Source organism: Flavobacterium odoriferum (genome assembly GCF_025499515.1).
Classification (GTDB): domain Bacteria; phylum Bacteroidota; class Bacteroidia; order Flavobacteriales; family Flavobacteriaceae; genus Flavobacterium; species Flavobacterium odoriferum.
In genome coordinates this window covers 134,683-150,481 of sequence record NZ_JAMKFA010000007.1, presented here as the reverse complement: position 1 = coordinate 150,481, position 15,799 = coordinate 134,683, and the positions used below count along the sequence as shown (strand labels likewise).

The 15,799-nt window shown below is 32.1% G+C and carries 17 protein-coding genes and 1 other RNA gene; 3 read left to right on the top strand and 15 right to left on the bottom strand.

Annotation, left to right across the window (positions count from 1 at the left end; genetic code table 11):
• Positions 1-15: 15 nt before the first annotated feature.
• From M9Q43_RS06685 to ssrA, 10 genes are all read right to left on the bottom strand, one after another.
• Entirely contained in the window at positions 16-450 is a 435-nt protein-coding gene (locus M9Q43_RS06685) for an RrF2 family transcriptional regulator (RefSeq protein WP_262318281.1), read from the bottom strand.
• Positions 451-547: 97 nt separating this feature from the next.
• Entirely contained in the window at positions 548-1,864 is a 1,317-nt protein-coding gene (locus M9Q43_RS06680) for a cbb3-type cytochrome c oxidase subunit I (RefSeq protein ID WP_262318176.1), read from the bottom strand.
• Positions 1,864-2,295: a c-type cytochrome gene (locus tag M9Q43_RS06675; protein WP_262318175.1), complete on the bottom strand. Its 432-nt coding sequence runs from the start codon at positions 2,293-2,295 to the stop codon at positions 1,864-1,866. The genes M9Q43_RS06680 and M9Q43_RS06675 overlap by 1 nt, the downstream gene beginning before the upstream one ends.
• 2 nt (positions 2,296-2,297) lie before the next feature.
• Positions 2,298-3,818 carry an L-aspartate oxidase gene (gene nadB / locus M9Q43_RS06670; protein ID WP_262318174.1) on the bottom strand — a complete coding sequence of 507 codons (1,521 nt, stop codon included), beginning with the start codon at positions 3,816-3,818 and terminating at the stop codon, positions 2,298-2,300.
• 5 nt (positions 3,819-3,823) lie between these two features.
• The gene (gene nadA / locus M9Q43_RS06665; protein ID WP_262318173.1) at positions 3,824-4,759 is read right to left on the bottom strand and encodes a quinolinate synthase NadA; all 936 of its coding nucleotides are present in this window, start codon (positions 4,757-4,759) and stop codon (positions 3,824-3,826) included.
• 36 nt (positions 4,760-4,795) lie between these two features.
• A complete protein-coding gene (locus tag M9Q43_RS06660) occupies positions 4,796-5,230 on the bottom strand; it encodes an RrF2 family transcriptional regulator (RefSeq protein ID WP_111567272.1) in 435 nt (144 codons plus the stop codon).
• 33 nt (positions 5,231-5,263) lie between these two features.
• Entirely contained in the window at positions 5,264-5,986 is a 723-nt protein-coding gene (locus M9Q43_RS06655) for an anaerobic ribonucleoside-triphosphate reductase activating protein (protein ID WP_316044626.1), read from the bottom strand.
• The gene (nrdD, locus tag M9Q43_RS14185; RefSeq protein WP_316044625.1) at positions 5,943-6,107 is read right to left on the bottom strand and encodes an anaerobic ribonucleoside-triphosphate reductase; all 165 of its coding nucleotides are present in this window, start codon (positions 6,105-6,107) and stop codon (positions 5,943-5,945) included. The genes M9Q43_RS06655 and nrdD overlap by 44 nt, the downstream gene beginning before the upstream one ends.
• Positions 6,088-8,205, bottom strand: coding sequence for a ribonucleoside triphosphate reductase (locus tag M9Q43_RS06645; RefSeq protein WP_262318172.1), 2,118 nt, complete (start codon positions 8,203-8,205; stop codon positions 6,088-6,090). Before M9Q43_RS06645 ends, nrdD begins: the two co-directional genes overlap by 20 nt.
• A 331-nt stretch (positions 8,206-8,536) precedes the next feature.
• Positions 8,537-8,934: a transfer-messenger RNA gene (ssrA, locus tag M9Q43_RS06640) on the bottom strand.
• Between the two features lie 153 nt (positions 8,935-9,087).
• On the opposite strand from ssrA, the gene M9Q43_RS06635 reads away from it, so the two are divergent.
• Both M9Q43_RS06635 and M9Q43_RS06630 read left to right on the top strand, forming a co-directional pair.
• The gene (locus M9Q43_RS06635; RefSeq protein WP_262318171.1) at positions 9,088-10,290 is read left to right on the top strand and encodes an NAD(P)-dependent oxidoreductase; all 1,203 of its coding nucleotides are present in this window, start codon (positions 9,088-9,090) and stop codon (positions 10,288-10,290) included.
• Positions 10,291-10,386: 96 nt separating this feature from the next.
• Positions 10,387-12,165, top strand: a complete 1,779-nt coding sequence (locus M9Q43_RS06630; RefSeq protein ID WP_262318170.1) for an MFS transporter — start codon at positions 10,387-10,389, stop codon at positions 12,163-12,165.
• A 74-nt stretch (positions 12,166-12,239) separates the two neighbouring features.
• On the opposite strand, the gene creD is transcribed toward M9Q43_RS06630, so the two are convergent.
• From creD to M9Q43_RS06605, 5 genes are all read right to left on the bottom strand, one after another.
• Positions 12,240-13,535 (bottom strand): cell envelope integrity protein CreD, encoded by a 1,296-nt coding sequence (gene creD, locus M9Q43_RS06625; protein WP_262318169.1) that lies wholly within the window; start codon positions 13,533-13,535, stop codon positions 12,240-12,242.
• Positions 13,536-13,554: 19 nt separating this feature from the next.
• The gene (locus tag M9Q43_RS06620) at positions 13,555-14,010 is read right to left on the bottom strand and encodes a hypothetical protein (protein ID WP_262318168.1); all 456 of its coding nucleotides are present in this window, start codon (positions 14,008-14,010) and stop codon (positions 13,555-13,557) included.
• A gap of 54 nt (positions 14,011-14,064) precedes the next feature.
• Positions 14,065-14,361 carry a winged helix-turn-helix domain-containing protein gene (locus M9Q43_RS06615; RefSeq protein ID WP_262318167.1) on the bottom strand — a complete coding sequence of 99 codons (297 nt, stop codon included), beginning with the start codon at positions 14,359-14,361 and terminating at the stop codon, positions 14,065-14,067.
• Positions 14,362-14,375: 14 nt separating this feature from the next.
• Positions 14,376-14,612, bottom strand: coding sequence for a hypothetical protein (locus M9Q43_RS06610; RefSeq protein ID WP_262318166.1), 237 nt, complete (start codon positions 14,610-14,612; stop codon positions 14,376-14,378).
• 124 nt (positions 14,613-14,736) lie between these two features.
• Positions 14,737-15,360: a hypothetical protein gene (locus tag M9Q43_RS06605; protein ID WP_262318165.1), complete on the bottom strand. Its 624-nt coding sequence runs from the start codon at positions 15,358-15,360 to the stop codon at positions 14,737-14,739.
• An 86-nt stretch (positions 15,361-15,446) separates the two neighbouring features.
• Here M9Q43_RS06605 and M9Q43_RS06600 point away from each other — a divergent pair, with 86 nt between their 5' ends.
• The gene (locus M9Q43_RS06600; protein ID WP_262318164.1) at positions 15,447-15,797 is read left to right on the top strand and encodes a DUF1801 domain-containing protein; all 351 of its coding nucleotides are present in this window, start codon (positions 15,447-15,449) and stop codon (positions 15,795-15,797) included.
• Positions 15,798-15,799: the final 2 nt, after the last annotated feature.

Genomic DNA, 15,799 nt, shown 5'->3' with positions numbered 1-15,799 from the left:
TATTGGTTTTAGGAATTAATGTTTTAAGAATGTTTCTCCAGATTTAATTCCTAATGCCAGTTCTTCTAAATTTGTTGTTTCTAGCATATGTGCTAAATTATTTCTAATACTCTTGAACTTATCATGAACAGGACAAGGATGTTCTTCTGAACATTGAGTTAAACCTAACCCACATCCATGAAAAACGGCATCACCATCAATTGCTTCTACTATTTGAACTAAAAATGTAGTTGAAATTCGCTTTTTTGGAATATAAAAGCCTCCCTTTACACCTTTTACAGAATCAACAATCCCTGCTCTTACAACAACTTGTAAAATTTTTGCTGTAAATGCCTGTGGTGAATCAATCTCTTTTGAAATATCAACAAAGCCTATTTTTTTTTCTTCTAATGAATGACGTGCTATGAAAATACAAGCTTTGATAGCGTAGTTACATGATTTTGAAAACATAAATCCTACTAAAAATGTGAAATTAGTCGGCAAAGATAATCGGATTCTATCTAAAATTAATTGATTTTTATCATTTGATTCTCATTTAATATATTTTTTAGGTAACTTGATTTTTCTTCAAGGATTTAAGAATCAAATAGATGATGAAATATCCCATAAAAATCATTAACAATGTGCCAAGTATTATAAATAATAATGTCCAAAGACTACTTGCTTGAGTCATTTGAGAAAAAGTACTTTTCTTTAATCCTACTTGCCATAGTGCACGTTGAATTCCCATACCAATTAATGAAATCAAAAATGTCAATAAAATAAGTTGAGTGGACCAAAAAAATAGACTATTCAATTTTAATGTTTTTTTTGATAAAAAAGTGGGTTTAATAAAATAAAAACTTGCAGCTAAAATAATCATGGTGTTTATGCCTATTGTGGTTCCCATTGCATGAGCAACAGTAATATGTGTCCCATGAGTATATAAGTTGATTGCCGGTATTGACATGAGTAATGCCATGCCTAAATTTATTATAACCCAATAATCTGCGGCCATTAAAAAACGATAGGGAAAAAAATAATAATGTTGCTTGTTCTCTTTAATTTGTTTATTCCATTTGTAAAATATTCTAATGAAAAGAATCCATTCTGTCATACTAACCGCATAGGCTATGTAATGGATTATTTTTTCTGTTGGAAGTAAATAAATATGATGTCCCCAATTGAACATTAAATTAAAAAGACCTAAAAAATAAAGTGCAAATGAGAGTTTTTGATAGGAAGTTTTATTGTCACCACTAATTTTTTCCATTAAATAAAAAGCTACACCATAAATAATTTGGTTTACAGCTCCAACTAAAGAACCATTAACCTTCCATTGAAGGGTCATATCTGCAATAAAATGTGATCGAAAATATGGAAATAACCAAAGATAGTTTTCAATAAAAGTAAAAATAAAAAATATAATTCCTGTGAGCCACATCCATTGATATACATTCCATTTTTCTTTAAATCCTAATTGATATAAATAGTAAATTAAGAAAATAATAAATGAAACAAATATTGGAACTGCCCAAATGGGATTGAATTCCCAATATTCTCTCCCTCCAAAATCACCAGTAAAGTAGCTGTAAAATATTCCAATTAAAGCTATAACCCATAAAGCTAAATGTGAGTATTGGAGCAGTTTGCTTAAAAAGGTATTTTTCCTCTTTTGGATTACAATGCTAATAAATCCCAAGCCAGCTGTTATAATTCCTAAATAAGCACTACTAACATGTAAAGGGCGAAGTGATAAAAAACCTAATACACCATTTTTAGCTTCGGTCATTTGATATGTTTCGGATGCTAAATGTCCAAAAAATAGACCAGCTAATAATAATAAAAGTGCTATTCTGACTAAAATAATTCCTATATTTTTCATTATTTTTTTAAACTAAAAGTTCCATTAATTTCAGGTTGATATGAATTTACATCCGCCGTTCCTGATGCATCTACATCTTTTAAAAAAGCTAAAAGTTCTCTTGTTTCATCATCTGTTAAATTAAATTTAGGCATTTGACGAACACCCGATTTAATAATTCCTTTTAAATAGGTTTCATTTTCTTTGTTTCGGGAATATGTATTTGTTAAATCAGGTCCCAAATATCCACCTAACCCATATAGCTGGTGACAAGTATGACAATTGTATTTTTGCCAAACCAATCTTCCGTTTGCAATTGATTTAGATTCCTTAACAGGTTTTTGATAATTACTAAATAAAGGAATAGCATATATCCAAAGGCTAAATAAAAAAAAGAAACTAAATAGAATGATAAAAACTTTTCTTGGCTGTTGAAAAATGTTTAAGTTCATGGTTATAATTTAGTTTTTTTAGAAATTTTATTTCGTTTATAGCTTACAGGTAATGATTCTTTCAATATTATTTCTGCTGTTTGAATTAAATTATAAGTTTCGCAAAGAAAAGGATGACTATCATATTTTTTATATTTCATTCGAAAGCGCTTAAGCAATTCACTTACTAATTGATATGTTTTTATAATTGCTTGTTTTTCACCATAAATTGATTCATATTTCATAAACCATTGTAATTGATTTCTAAACTGTAACACTTCGTCGTGATGAATATTTTTATATATTAAAACTGCATTTTCGTTAGATTTCAATTGAGTTGTGAATACAGTACTTGTTAAGTAATCTGCTAAATCATGTGAATACACAATAGCTTCTAAAAGTGAATTTGAAGCTAGTCTATTAGCACCATGAAGTCCAGTATATGAGCATTCTCCAATTGCAAAAAGTTGTAATTTATCGGTTGCTCCTTTTTCATCTACTATAATTCCTCCACATTGATAATGTGCCGCTGGTGCTATTGGGATTAAATCTTGAGTAATGTCAAACCCTTGTTGGGAACAATAATTAAAAACTTTAGGGAATTTGTTTTTGAAGTCTTCTATTGGTAGATGTCTTAAATCTAACCATACATTTTTACCGTTTTCTTTTTTCATCTGTTCTGAAATGGCCTTTGAAACCACATCTCGAGTTGCTAATTCTCCATTTTTGTGAACTTCAAATAAAAAACGTTCGCCGTTACTATTTAATATATGTGCACCATACCCCCTAATTGCTTCAGTAATTAAAAATGCTTGACTTTTTTGAGGTTCGAACATTGCTGTAGGGTGAAATTGAATATATTTCATGTTTTGCAGGGCAACATTAGATCTTATTGCCATAGCAACTCCGTCACCAGTTGATACAAAGGGATTGGAGGTGACGCCAAAAACTTGTCCAGAACCACCAGTTGCTAAAACTGTTGCTTTAGCTTCAATTATAGTTGGTTCTCCTTTTTCGTCAAAACCTTTCAAACCTAAACAATGACCATTTTCAATAATTAAATCAGTTGCAAAAAAAGAGGTTTTTATAGTAACGTTTGGTAATTTTTCAATTAAAGGAATTAATTTAGTCTCAATTTCATATCCAGTTTTGTCTTTATGATGAACAATTCTGTTCTGAGAGTGACCACCCTCTAAGCCTAAGTCCAAACCACCTTGTGAATTTTTATCTAATTCAACACCCCATTGTAATAATTCATTTAATCGTTTTGGGGCTTCTGTAATTACATGCTGAACAACTTTTTCATCACAGAGTCCTTTTCCAGCTTTTAGAGTGTCTTCAACGTGTTGTTTATAACTATCTTTTAAGAAATCATGTACTACAGCAATTCCACCTTGAGCATAGTACGTATTACATTCATCAATACTTGTTTTACTAAGTAAAAGTATAAGTAGGTTTGGGTTTATTTCACTTAAGTATTTGGAAAGAGATAAACCTGCTAATCCTGATCCAACAATAAGTATATCGGTTTGTATTTTTTGCATTATTCTTAATTTATAGACAACATTTTCTGAATAGGCACTAAAGCTTTTTCAATAACCGATGTGTCAATTTTTACTTCAGGTTGTTCTTTTTTTAAACAATTGTAGAGTTTTTCTAAAGTATTAACTTTCATAAAAGCACATTCGCTACATGCACAAGTATTGTTTTCTTTTGAAGGCGCTGGAATTAATGTTTTGGTTGGATTATCCAATTGCATTTGGTGTAAAATTCCCGCTTCTGTGGCTACGATAAAAGTGTCGTTTGTACTGTTTTTCACATGATTCAACATGCCTGATGTCGAACCAATGTAGTGTGCTACTTTTAAAATATGTGTTTCCGATTCAGGATGAGCAATTATTGTAGCGGTTGGATGTTTTTTATATAAGTCGATTAATTTTTCTAAAGAAAAAGCTTCATGAACAATGCAGGAACCTTCCCATAAAACCATTTCTCTACCTGTTTCTGCAATCAGATATTTTCCTAAATTTTTATCGGGAGCAAAAATAATGAGTTTGTTTTCTGGGATTGAAGCTATTATTTTTTTTGCATTAGAAGAAGTGCAAACAATGTCAGTTAATGTTTTTATTTCTGCTGAACAATTAATGTAAGTCACAACAGTATGATTAGGATATTGTGCTAAAAAAGTTTTAAAATCTTCAGGTTGACAACTGTCTGCAAGTGAACATCCAGCTTTTACATCGGGAACGATTACTTTTTTATTTGGATTGACAATTTTAGCTGTTTCTGCCATGAAATAAACGCCAGCAAAAACGATAATATCCGCATCAACTTGCGATGCTTTTCTCGATAATTCTAAACTATCACCCACAAAATCAGCAATCTCTTGAATGGCTTCTTCTTGATAATAATGCGCCAGAATTACCGCATTTTTTCTTTTCTTCAATTCAAGAATTTTCTCTTTTAAATCCGATGTTGTTTTCATTAGAGGATATTTTTATCTTTTATTTAATTAAATTTTTTAAAGCTTAAGGAAAGTCTCTCCGGTGTTGAATTCACTAATTAAATCCAAAAGAGAAGTTTCTTTCAGCGTTTTCTTCAAATTTTCACGTAATGGCTTGTACTTATGATGAAAGGGACACGGTTGTTTATCGGAACAATCATGAAGTCCTAAACTGCATCGGTCAAATAAGTCATTTCCGTCGATAGCTTTTACGAGCTGTTCCAACTTAATGTGTTTCAATTGTACCTTTTCGATTTCAAATCCACCGCCATTTCCTTTAATCGATTTTATGATATCTGCTTTTACCAAACGTTGTAAAATCTTAGCTGTAAAAGGTTCTGGCGATTCAATTTTTCTGGCAATGTCTCGAATACCGCAACGCTTGCCAGCAGAGGATTCTGAGGCAATGTAAATGGTAGCTCGTATGGCATATTCACAAGTTTTTGAAAACATAGATAAAATTTACACAAAGTTAGGCATTTTAAATCATCGAAATATGATTTTAGTCATATTCTGATGGATATCCTTTTCCGAAATTGATTGCGAATCGGGTAGTGGTGCAATTGTGTTTTGATAATTTCTGAAATTTTGAATGTAATAGTTTTTATCATAACCTAATTCTAATAAAACGTCTTGCATAGCAACAATATCCTCTGGATTCAATAAAGAGGAATGATAAGTAGTTCGGATTTCAAATGGAATGGAACTTGCTTGAAGCAATTCAAAACAACTTAGAAATTGAACATAAAAATCCGATTTTGTAATCGCAAAAAACTTCTCTTTCGGACCTTTAAAATCCAAAGCCACATAATCGATGAGATTTTCTTCTATTAGTTTTTCTAGTACTTTGGGCTGACTTCCATTGGTGTCTATTTTTATTAAAAATCCTAAACTTTTCACTAATTTTATGAATGGGATAATGTCTTTGTGAATCAAACATTCACCACCGCTAAAAACTACGGCATCCAACAAATTGCTTCTCGATTTTAAAAACGAAACGATTTCGGAAAAGTAAAAAGAGCCTTTTCCGAAAACTATTTCGGGATTGTAACAATAATCACATTTCATGTTACACCCTGCAAACCATAAGATACAAGCCGATTTATCGGGATAATCTAACAGTGTGAAGGGTGTAAAACTATGAATGGCTTTTTTGTTTAGAAAATCAAGATTTACATTCTCTAAAGTGGGTTCGTTGTTTGTGTTCACCTTTTTTTCCAATATTAAAACTTTCTACGGGTCTGTGATAGCCCATTACTCGTGTATAAACCAAACATTTGGTTCTTTTTTCATTGTGTTGAAGCAAAATTTCAGTGGTTTGTGTTTGCATAAGAGGTTGTATTTAAGGTTGCTAATAATTCTTCATCGCATTTTGGACAATATTCGTGTTCACCATTCAAATAGCCATGTTTCGGACAAACGCTGAAAACTGGGGTAACCGTGATGTAAGGCAATTTGAAATTCGTGATTACTTTTTTAATGAAATTACGACACGCTTCAACCGAACTTAGTTTTTCATTCATGTATAAGTGTAAAACCGTTCCTCCGGTGTACTGACATTGTAAATTGTCTTGTAATAGCAAAGCTTCAATAGGATCTTCGGTGTAATCTACTGGTAATTGCGAACTGTTCGTATAGTAAATATTTTCGCCTTCACCTGCTTGAAAAATATCGGAATAACGTTTCTTGTCTTCTTTCGCAAAGCGATACGTAGTGCCTTCTGCTGGAGTTGCTTCTAAGTTGTATAAATTGCCTGTTTCTTCTTGATAAGCTCTCATTTTGGTTCGAATGTGTTCCAAAATTTCAGTTGCGAATGCCATTCCGTAGTCAGAAACAATATCTTCTTTTCCATTGGTGAAATTTTGAATCATTTCGTTAATTCCGTTCACACCAATTGTTGAAAAGTGATTTCTGAAATGAGGCAAATAACGTTTGGTATAGGGAAACAATCCTCTATCGTACATTTCCTGAATAAAAACGCGTTTTTTCTCTAATGTCGCTTTCGAAATTTCTAACAAACGATCTAAATCGGAATATAATTTCGCTTTATTGCCTTTGTTCAAATAACCCAAACGCGCCATATTAATAGTTACGACACCGATACTTCCCGTCATTTCCGCACTTCCGAATAAGCCGTTTCCTCTTTTTAATAATTCGCGTAAATCGAGTTGTAAACGGCAGCACATGCTTCGTACGGCATTCGGTTTGTAAGCATTTGGATTTTCAACTTTATTGCCGTTTTCATCATATGTATATTGACTTCCGATGAAATTTTGGAAATAAGACGAACCAATTTTTGCGGTATTTTCGAAAAGAATATCGGTGTTTTCTCCATACCAATCAAACTCTTCGGTAATATTAACCGTTGGAATAGGGAAGGTGAATGGCTGTCCATGCGCATCGCCTTCGGTCATGACGGTGTAATACGCTTTGTTGATGAGATTCATTTCTTTTTGAAAATGTTCGTAGCGCATTTCGGTTATGTCTGAAACGCCTCTTTCTTTGGCTCTTTTTATAAAATCTTCTGAAGTAATTCCCTTGAAAAGATGCTGTTCGTTTCGTGTTGGGATTTGCTCTTTTAAGTCGTCAGGAACCACCCAATCTAAAGTAATATTCGTAAACGGCGATTGTCCCCATCGTGCAGGCACATTCAAATTGTAAACAAAACTTCGAATCGCTTTTAAAACATCTTCATACGATAAATTATCTTTGAAAACATAAGGAGCTAAATAGGTGTCAAACGAACTAAAAGCTTGAGCACCGGCCCATTCGCTTTGTAAAATTCCAAGGAAATTCGCCATCTGTCCTAATGCTTCTCTAAAATGATTCGGAGGACGACTTTCCACTCGACCACGAACGCCGTTAAAACCTTCATTCAATAAAACACGTAAACTCCAACCGGCACAATAACCCGTTAAGCAATCTAAGTCGTGAATGTGAATATCGCCATTACGATGTGCGTAGCCTTCTTCTTTCGAATAGACTTTGTCTAACCAATAATTTGCAATGATTTTTCCCGCGACATTATTTACTAAACCTGCATTAGAATATGAAGTATTAGCGTTGGCATTGATGCGCCAATCCGTTTGGTTAGTGTATTCTTCTATGGTTTGGGTGCTGTCGACATAAGTGGTGTCATCATTTAATCCTAAAACGTGTTCGCGCTGCAGTTTTCGGGTGTGACGGAACAACATGAAGGAACGCATCACTTCATAATGACCATATTCGAAAAGCGTTTTTTCAATTTTATCTTGGATATCTTCTACTGCCCAAGTGTCTTTGTGCGATAACAATTGGAACACGGTTTCAATTACTTTTAGATTTAAAGTTTCGCTTACACTGGCAAAAGCTTTTGTAATGGCTTCTTCTATTTTGAAAGGTTCAAAGGGTAAATACGTGCCATTTCGTTTGATTACAAATTTGTCCATACTGCAGAATTTTTATTGTGGTATGGAGCAAATTTAGATATTAAAAAGACTTTTTAGTCTTGTTTGAATAAATAATAATCAACAAATTATGATTTAATTTTGTTGATAAGTTTTTCAAATGAACAACGATTTAATTTATAACTCAGATTTATCAAATGTTATGATTCCTTTTTAAAAATTAAGTTGAAATGATTAAAAAATGAAGAAGAATAAAATTTGAATTTCAAGAAATGAATAAAAATATATGGTGAAATCAATTATTTTTAGATAAATCAACTAAATTGTCAATCGTAAATAATAAACCCTGTAAATTAATGTTTTACAGGGTTTTCTGTGGAGTCGGAGAGAATCGAACTCTCGTCCAAACAAGCAATCAAAAAGCTTTCTACACGCTTAGTTTCCTCTTGAATTTTCGACTAAAAGCAAGGCTAGAAACCGCCACTTTTAGCTTAGCTTTATCAGTGTCAAGAAGGATTTAAAGCATTACCTTCTCTAGGTTTACTTTTACGGTTCTCCTAAACCAACCGCCATAAACCAAGGCTTTTGAGGAGAATCCAGCTTTCCTACCTAGTAGGAACTTGGCAAATCTTACTATAATTCAGATTAAGCAGCTAAAGCGTAATTATTTTCGCCGTTTATAGGTTTGTACATTTGGATTTACGAGCTAAACATACAACGCTCGACGTGCTTACTAATCAATTCCACTCGCTGTCAAAACCAGTCGACCCCATTTTGAAAATTAGATTTTTGAATAGTATATTTATCAAAAAGTGAGCCAAAAGTACTATCATTTTTTCAATAAAAAAAACTGTTGTACAAACAAAGGTAAAAAGTTATATTTGTAACATTAATCAAATGTTTGGTTACAAAATATTTTTTAGCATGAAGTTTGGTATTATTAAAGAAAGAAAAAACCCGCCAGATAGAAGAGTGGTTTTTACTCCAGAAGAGTTAGTTCGATTGCAATCTGAACATCCTGAAGCAGTTGTAAAAGTTGAAAGTTCAGATATTCGTGTTTTTTCTGATGAGCAATATCAAAATTTAGGAATAAAAGTTGATTCTGATGTAACTGATTGTGATGTTTTATTTGGTGTAAAAGAAGTGCCAGTTGATGCTTTAATTTCGAATAAAAAATACTTTTTCTTTTCGCATACCATAAAAAAACAACCTTATAATAGAAAATTACTACAAGCAATACTTGAAAAAAATATTGAATTGTATGATCATGAAACAATTGTTGATGCAACTAACAGAAGATTAATTGGTTTTGGACGATATGCCGGAATTGTTGGTGCTTACAATGGTTTTAGAGCTTTCGGAATAAAATATGACTTGTTTACATTGGCTAAAGCAGAAACTTTAAGTGGAAAAGATGAGTTGATTACCCGTTTAAAAAGACAAACGCTCCCAAATATAAAAATTGTGCTTTCTGGACACGGAAAAGTAGGAATGGGCGCAAAAGAAATTTTGGATGGTATGAAAATTAAGCAAGTCTCTGTTACAGATTTTTTATCAAAAAAATACTCTGAACCCGTTTATGTACAAATTGATGTTTTGGATTACAATAAACGAATTGATGGGCAAGTTTTAAACAACGATGATTTCTATAAAAATCCGCAAGATTATATTTCAGATTTTGGTCGTTTTACAAAAGTTGCTGATGTATACATTGCTGGACATTTTCATGGAAACGGAGCGCCAGATATTTTAACACGTGAAATGCTTCAAGCACCTGATAATAAAATTCAAGTTGTGGCAGATATTTCTTGTGATGTTGATGGTCCTGTTGCATGTACACTAAAGGCTTCAACTATTGCAGAACCATTTTTCGGTTACTTACCAAGTGAGCATAAAGAAGTTTCTTACACGCATCCTGCTTCAATAATGGTAATGTCAGTAGATAATTTGCCTTGTGAATTACCTAAAGATGCCAGTGAAGGTTTTGGTGAAATGTTTATGCAGCATGTAATTCCAGCATTTTTCAATGGAGATAAAGATGGTATTTTAGAAAGAGCCAAAATGACCGAAAAGGGAAAATTGACACCACGTTTTGCCTATTTGCAAGATTATGTTGATGGACAATAAATAACAAAAAATATAATTACAAAATCTCGATTTCTATCGGGATTTTTTGTTTTAGGCTAAAAACATATATATTTGTTAAAAACTAATCAAACACTAATGAACAATCAAATCAAAACTAATTATCCTGCATTGTATACCCTTATTACAGTGTTTTTCTTTTGGGGATTTATCGCAGCTGGAAACAGTATTTTTATTCCATTTTGTAAAAGTTATTTTTCATTAGATCAATTTCAATCGCAGTTGGTTGATTTTGCTTTTTATACGGCATATTACGTTGGTGCTTTATTACTATTTGCTTTAGGAGATTTATCGGGCAAAGATATTGTTGGAAAATGGGGTTACAAGAAAAGTATTGTTTACGGATTATTATTTTCGGCTTTAGGTGCTGGAGCAATGATTATTGCTGTTGAAGCAAGTGTTTATGCTGGAATGTTAGTAGGATTATTCATAGTTGCATTAGGTTTTTCATTGCAACAAACTGCTGCAAATCCGTTTGCAATTTTATTGGGCGACCCAAAAACTGGAGCAAGTCGTGTGAATCTTGGTGGAGGAATCAACTCTTTTGGGACAACTATTGGACCAATTGTAGTGGCATTGGCTTTGTTTGGAACCGCAAAATCAATTTCAGATGATCAAATTAAAGCATTAGAATTAAGTAAAGTAGTATTATTATATATTGGTGTTGGATTATTATTTGTTGCAGCTGCGGCATTATTTTATTTTTCTAAAAAAGTACCAAGCGGAATTGCAAATGAACCAATGGAAAAAGCTAATAAAGCACTAAGAACATTGGTAATTATGACGGTTTTATTAGGTGTAATGTTTACACCCGTATTTCAAAGTTATAAAAGTGCTGAAGCTAAAAAAATTGAAACTTTAGAATATGATTTAAACTATGCTAAATCGAAAAAAGCAATTGAAAAAACAAAAGACTTTACGGGTGATGAATTAGCAGTTTATAAAGAAAATTTGAATACGAAAAATACTAAATTGACAGTTTTAAAGAAGGCGATTGAAAGAGAGAGAATGCTATGGCTTTCTGGAGCTTTATTAGTTGTTGTAGGTGGCTTGATGTTTTCTTATGCTTCAGCAAAAAAGAGATCGGAAGGTTGGGGAGCTATGCAATATCCACAGTTGGTTTTAGGAATGTTGGCTATTTTTACTTACGTTGGAGTGGAAGTTGCAATTGGTAGTAATTTAGGAGAGTTATTAAAATTAGAAGAATTTGGTAGCTTACAATCATCTGATATTGCGCCTTATATTTCTATGTATTGGGGAAGTTTGATGATTGGGCGTTGGGCAGGAGCTATTAGCGTTTTTAATTTGCAAGGCACAAAAAAGACCATAGCTTTAATTGTGGTTCCATTAATTGCTTTTGGAATTATTTTAGGTGTAAACATAATTTCAGGAAAAGACATGAAACCTTTGTATTATTATATTTTCTGTGTTTTGATACAAATTGGAGCTTTCTTTTTAAGTAAAGATAAACCAGCAAGAACGTTAACCATATTTGGAACATTTGGAGTTGCTGCGATGTTAATTGGTCTATTTAGCACAGGAACAGTTGCTATTTATGCCTTTTTAGCAGGTGGATTAGCGTGTAGTATTATGTGGCCATCTATTTTTAGTTTGTCAATTATTGGATTAGGAAAATATACTTCGCAAGGTTCTGCGTTTTTAGTTATGATGATTTTAGGTGGTGGAATTATTCCTCCAATTCAGGGAAAATTATCTGATATTATTGGAATTCATCAATCGTATATTATTGCTGTAGTTTGTTTTGCTTATTTAACACTTTTCGCAATTTTGGTAAAAGGCTTGCTAAAGAAACAAAACATTGATGTAGATGCAATTGAAGTAGAGGGAAGTCATTAATTAGTGATGAGTAATTAGTAAATAGTGATAAGTTTAACCTCCGATTGAATGTTTTCAATCGGAGGTTTTTGTTTTTATTTATTCCATTCAATCTTTCTCGAGAAATACATCACAGCAGCTAGTATTAAAAACAATCCAATACTTCCTACTAATAAAGCATAATCTTCCAATTGGATAATCACATAAATAAAAGTATATAAAACACTAAGCGAAATCCCAATGAAAGTTGGAAACTTTCTATCTTTTAATATGGAAATGGAATACAGCGAAATCATTATTATGACCGATGCTCCAGCAATCAAGTAAGCAAAAGAAAATGTACTGTGTTCAGTAATCGAAATTAGTAAAGTGTAAAACATAATCAAAGCAATTCCAATCATCGAATACTGAAAAATATGAATGTTAATTTTACTAATCGACTGAATCAAAAAGAAGATTAAAAAGGTTAATCCAATGACCAAAAAGCCGTATTTAGAAGCGCGTTCGTTTTGCTGATATTCATCAACTGGCGTAATAAAATCTACTGCAAAAGCGTATTTGCCTAATTCGGGTAAAACTTCAAAATAGTTTTGGGCAAACGGACGATTGAAATGTAGTATTTTCCAATTGGCTTCAAAGCCGTTATCCGTAATTTCTCTTGAAATAGGCGAGAAGTTTCCGTTAAAGTTCGGCGAATTCCAATTTGAAGTCATTTTCGCATCAGTAGTTTTTCCAATCGGAACCATTTTTACTTGCTTGCTTCCGTTAAATGAAATTGTAAAATTAAATTTGGTATTGTTTTCAAGCGTTTTATAATCAAAATAGTTGGTCTCCAAGCTTTCAATGCTGTCATTTGTACTATTTGCAACCGATTCAAAAGCTAAATTTTGATTCCCAATTTTCATTTTTACTTCATCTTTGAGACTTTTCAAATTAGTAGTACGAATTAAAATTTTAGCTCGATTCCAATAGATATTTTCAGATGGAATTCCTTTTGAAGCAAAATTCGGAGTAGTATAATTTCCATCAAATTGCATTTTGGTGGTAAATACATTCGATTTGTAAATGCTTCTTTCTAAAGGCTTTACCATGGTAACTTCCGATTTATTATTTAATTCTTCAGGAAAGAAATAGGCATAATTATTGGCTCCCGACATTGGATCTTTGTACGGCACTTTTAAAATCGGACCATAAAAGTAAACCGAATTTCCCCATTTGGAAGTGGTTTCGGTAATGACTTCTTTTTGGCGTTGGCTTCTTTCTACAATTAATTCTTGTACTAATGCTAATGGAATGATTAATACTAAAGTTAGAATCCCAACCATTATCATTTTAGCGGTTGTGGTTTGAAAGAACGGTACTTTTGGTTCTTGTTGCATTTGTGTTTCCATGTTTTTATTATTTGATTAGTTATTGAATATTAAAGGTTTTTTGAATGTGAGTTAGTGGAACCGAAAGCATATTTAAAAAATCCAATCCAAAGAATTCATGTGCCACTTTTCCTCTTTGATATTGTTGTTTGAAATATGAAAATCGAGTAGGATAGAAGAGTGTTCCAGAAATGATTACCATCATTAAATACAAGCTTCGTTTGCCGTTTCCATACAAATAATATTGCATGCCTATTTCTTCTACAACTGAAATTCCGGTATTGGTTAACACGTGAATAATATCGTGGTCTTCCAATTTGGGTTGGATTTCAAAATTGTATTTCACTAAAAAGCAACCTAAATGAAATCCCAGGCTATCATTAGGAAGTTGTATCAACTGATTGACTTCAACATCCCAAGCTTTTCCTTTCTTAAAGAATTTTTGATACGGTTTTTTACTGAGTTCGTACATTTTTTCGATAAATAAATCTCTCATAAATATTAATTAAAAGTACTTTGTAATTCAAAGTAAATAGATAAAAAAATAGGTTTAGCTTTTCTTGATTAATTTTTCAAGTGCTTCAATATGAGAAGTAAAGGCAATTCTTCCTTCTTTTGTAGCACTATATTTTGTGTTGGGTTTTTTACCAATGAACTGTTTCTCAATTTGAATGTAATTTTCTAATTCTAATGCTTTAGTATGCGAAGCTAAGTTGCCATCGGTTACGCCTAAAAGTTCCTTAAGCATATTAAAATCTGCACTTTCATTCACCATCAATATCGACATAATCCCCAAACGAATTCGGTGATCAAAGGCTTTATTGATATTTTGGATGATGTTTAGCATGTTTAGTTTAAGGTTTAAAAGGTTAAAAGTTTTGTTGCGATGTAAAAGATTAAGACTATGATAATTGAGTAAACTAAGCAAAATGGGTAACCAAAAAGATAAAATTGGTTTGTTCCATTGTCATTGATGATTTCCAATTCTAATTGTTCATATTCATATGTATATTCATTTCCGTCAATTTTACCATTATTATTTAAATCAAATTTTCTTAATTCTTGTTTGCCAACATAATCAAAATATTGTAACGACAAAATGGAGATTAGATATAAACTGATTGATGATATTGCAATTATTTTAAAGTAGCCTATTTTTTTCTTTCTTAACAAATAAATACAAAAAAGAAAAAGTATACTTAATCCAATCAAAAAATACATATTACTTTCTCTCGTATTTAAAATACATTAAACTTCCGTATAAAATATGACATCCTCCAAATCCTAATGCCCAGAATAATAAGCCATACCCTAAGAACCAAGTCGATAATAAACCTAAAGCTATCATCGTAATTCCTAAATAACGAACATCTCCTAAAGTATATTTGCTAGCATTTACACAAGCTAATCCGTAGAATATCAAAGTTAATGGAGCAACTAAACCCAACATATTTTTTTCGATCAAAAAGATAATAAAAAATCCACCAGTTGCCAAAGGAATCATAAAGTTGATAACCAATCTTTTGGAAGCGCTGTTCCATACATTTTCATGACTTTTTCTCGCTTTACTGATACTTAACACAATTCCAGTTACAATCGACAACACTAAAACAGAAGTGGCAATAATCAATAAGCGAATTACTGCATCTTCAGAAATGATTAAATCGCGATAAGCACCCATTGTTGAAGTATCAAAGTATATCGTTTTGTAAGCCATCCATGCACCAACTAATGCATAAACGCCTGCTAAAATTCCCGATAAACCACTCAAAGATATAAAACGTGATGATTTGTTCATCAAATTTTTGATTTCGGTAATGTCGTTAAGATAGTTGTAGTTTTCCATTTTAAAGTACTTTGAAATACAAAGTAAATAATAAATAATTTGTTGACCAAACTTTTTTTACATTATTTTTGAAGAAATCATTTTCTATGAAACCTACAGAAGCATATATACTCCGTCAACCTGAACAATACCAAGCGATGATGTTACATGTGCTTGCAGTAGTAGAGCAGGAGCTTTCGCAATCAGAATTGCTATTTAAATGGGGAATTCCGTACGTGTATTATAAGAAAAAACCATTTTGTTATTTAGCTCCCAACCATAAAAAAGGGTTTTTAGATGTTGGTTTTGCCAAAGGATTTGAATTAAAAAAGAATCAAGAAGTTTTGGTAGACGAAAAACGAAATACCGTTAAATCGTTGCGATATTTTTCTATTGAAGAAATAGATAATGCCGTTTTAATTGATGTTATTTCGGAAGCGAAATTGCTTTATAAATAAAA

Excerpts from the sequence above, each read along its gene's own strand:
- M9Q43_RS06660 (WP_111567272.1), bottom strand. The coding sequence starts at position 5,230 with ATGTTTTCAAAAACTTGTGAATATGCCATACGAGCTACCATTTACATT.
- M9Q43_RS06645 (WP_262318172.1), bottom strand. The coding sequence starts at position 8,205 with ATGGACAAATTTGTAATCAAACGAAATGGCACGTATTTACCCTTTGAA.
- M9Q43_RS06635 (WP_262318171.1), top strand. The coding sequence starts at position 9,088 with ATGAAGTTTGGTATTATTAAAGAAAGAAAAAACCCGCCAGATAGAAGA.
- M9Q43_RS06680 (WP_262318176.1), bottom strand. The coding sequence starts at position 1,864 with ATGAAAAATATAGGAATTATTTTAGTCAGAATAGCACTTTTATTATTA.
- M9Q43_RS06605 (WP_262318165.1), bottom strand. The coding sequence starts at position 15,360 with ATGGAAAACTACAACTATCTTAACGACATTACCGAAATCAAAAATTTG.
- nadA (WP_262318173.1), bottom strand. The coding sequence starts at position 4,759 with ATGAAAACAACATCGGATTTAAAAGAGAAAATTCTTGAATTGAAGAAA.
- creD (WP_262318169.1), bottom strand. The coding sequence starts at position 13,535 with ATGGAAACACAAATGCAACAAGAACCAAAAGTACCGTTCTTTCAAACC.
- M9Q43_RS06620 (WP_262318168.1), bottom strand. The coding sequence starts at position 14,010 with ATGAGAGATTTATTTATCGAAAAAATGTACGAACTCAGTAAAAAACCG.
- M9Q43_RS06615 (WP_262318167.1), bottom strand. The coding sequence starts at position 14,361 with ATGCTAAACATCATCCAAAATATCAATAAAGCCTTTGATCACCGAATT.
- M9Q43_RS06675 (WP_262318175.1), bottom strand. The coding sequence starts at position 2,295 with ATGAACTTAAACATTTTTCAACAGCCAAGAAAAGTTTTTATCATTCTA.
- M9Q43_RS06685 (WP_262318281.1), bottom strand. The coding sequence starts at position 450 with ATGTTTTCAAAATCATGTAACTACGCTATCAAAGCTTGTATTTTCATA.
- nrdD (WP_316044625.1), bottom strand. The coding sequence starts at position 6,107 with ATGCAAACACAAACCACTGAAATTTTGCTTCAACACAATGAAAAAAGA.
- M9Q43_RS06600 (WP_262318164.1), top strand. The coding sequence starts at position 15,447 with ATGAAACCTACAGAAGCATATATACTCCGTCAACCTGAACAATACCAA.
- nadB (WP_262318174.1), bottom strand. The coding sequence starts at position 3,818 with ATGCAAAAAATACAAACCGATATACTTATTGTTGGATCAGGATTAGCA.
- M9Q43_RS06630 (WP_262318170.1), top strand. The coding sequence starts at position 10,387 with ATGAACAATCAAATCAAAACTAATTATCCTGCATTGTATACCCTTATT.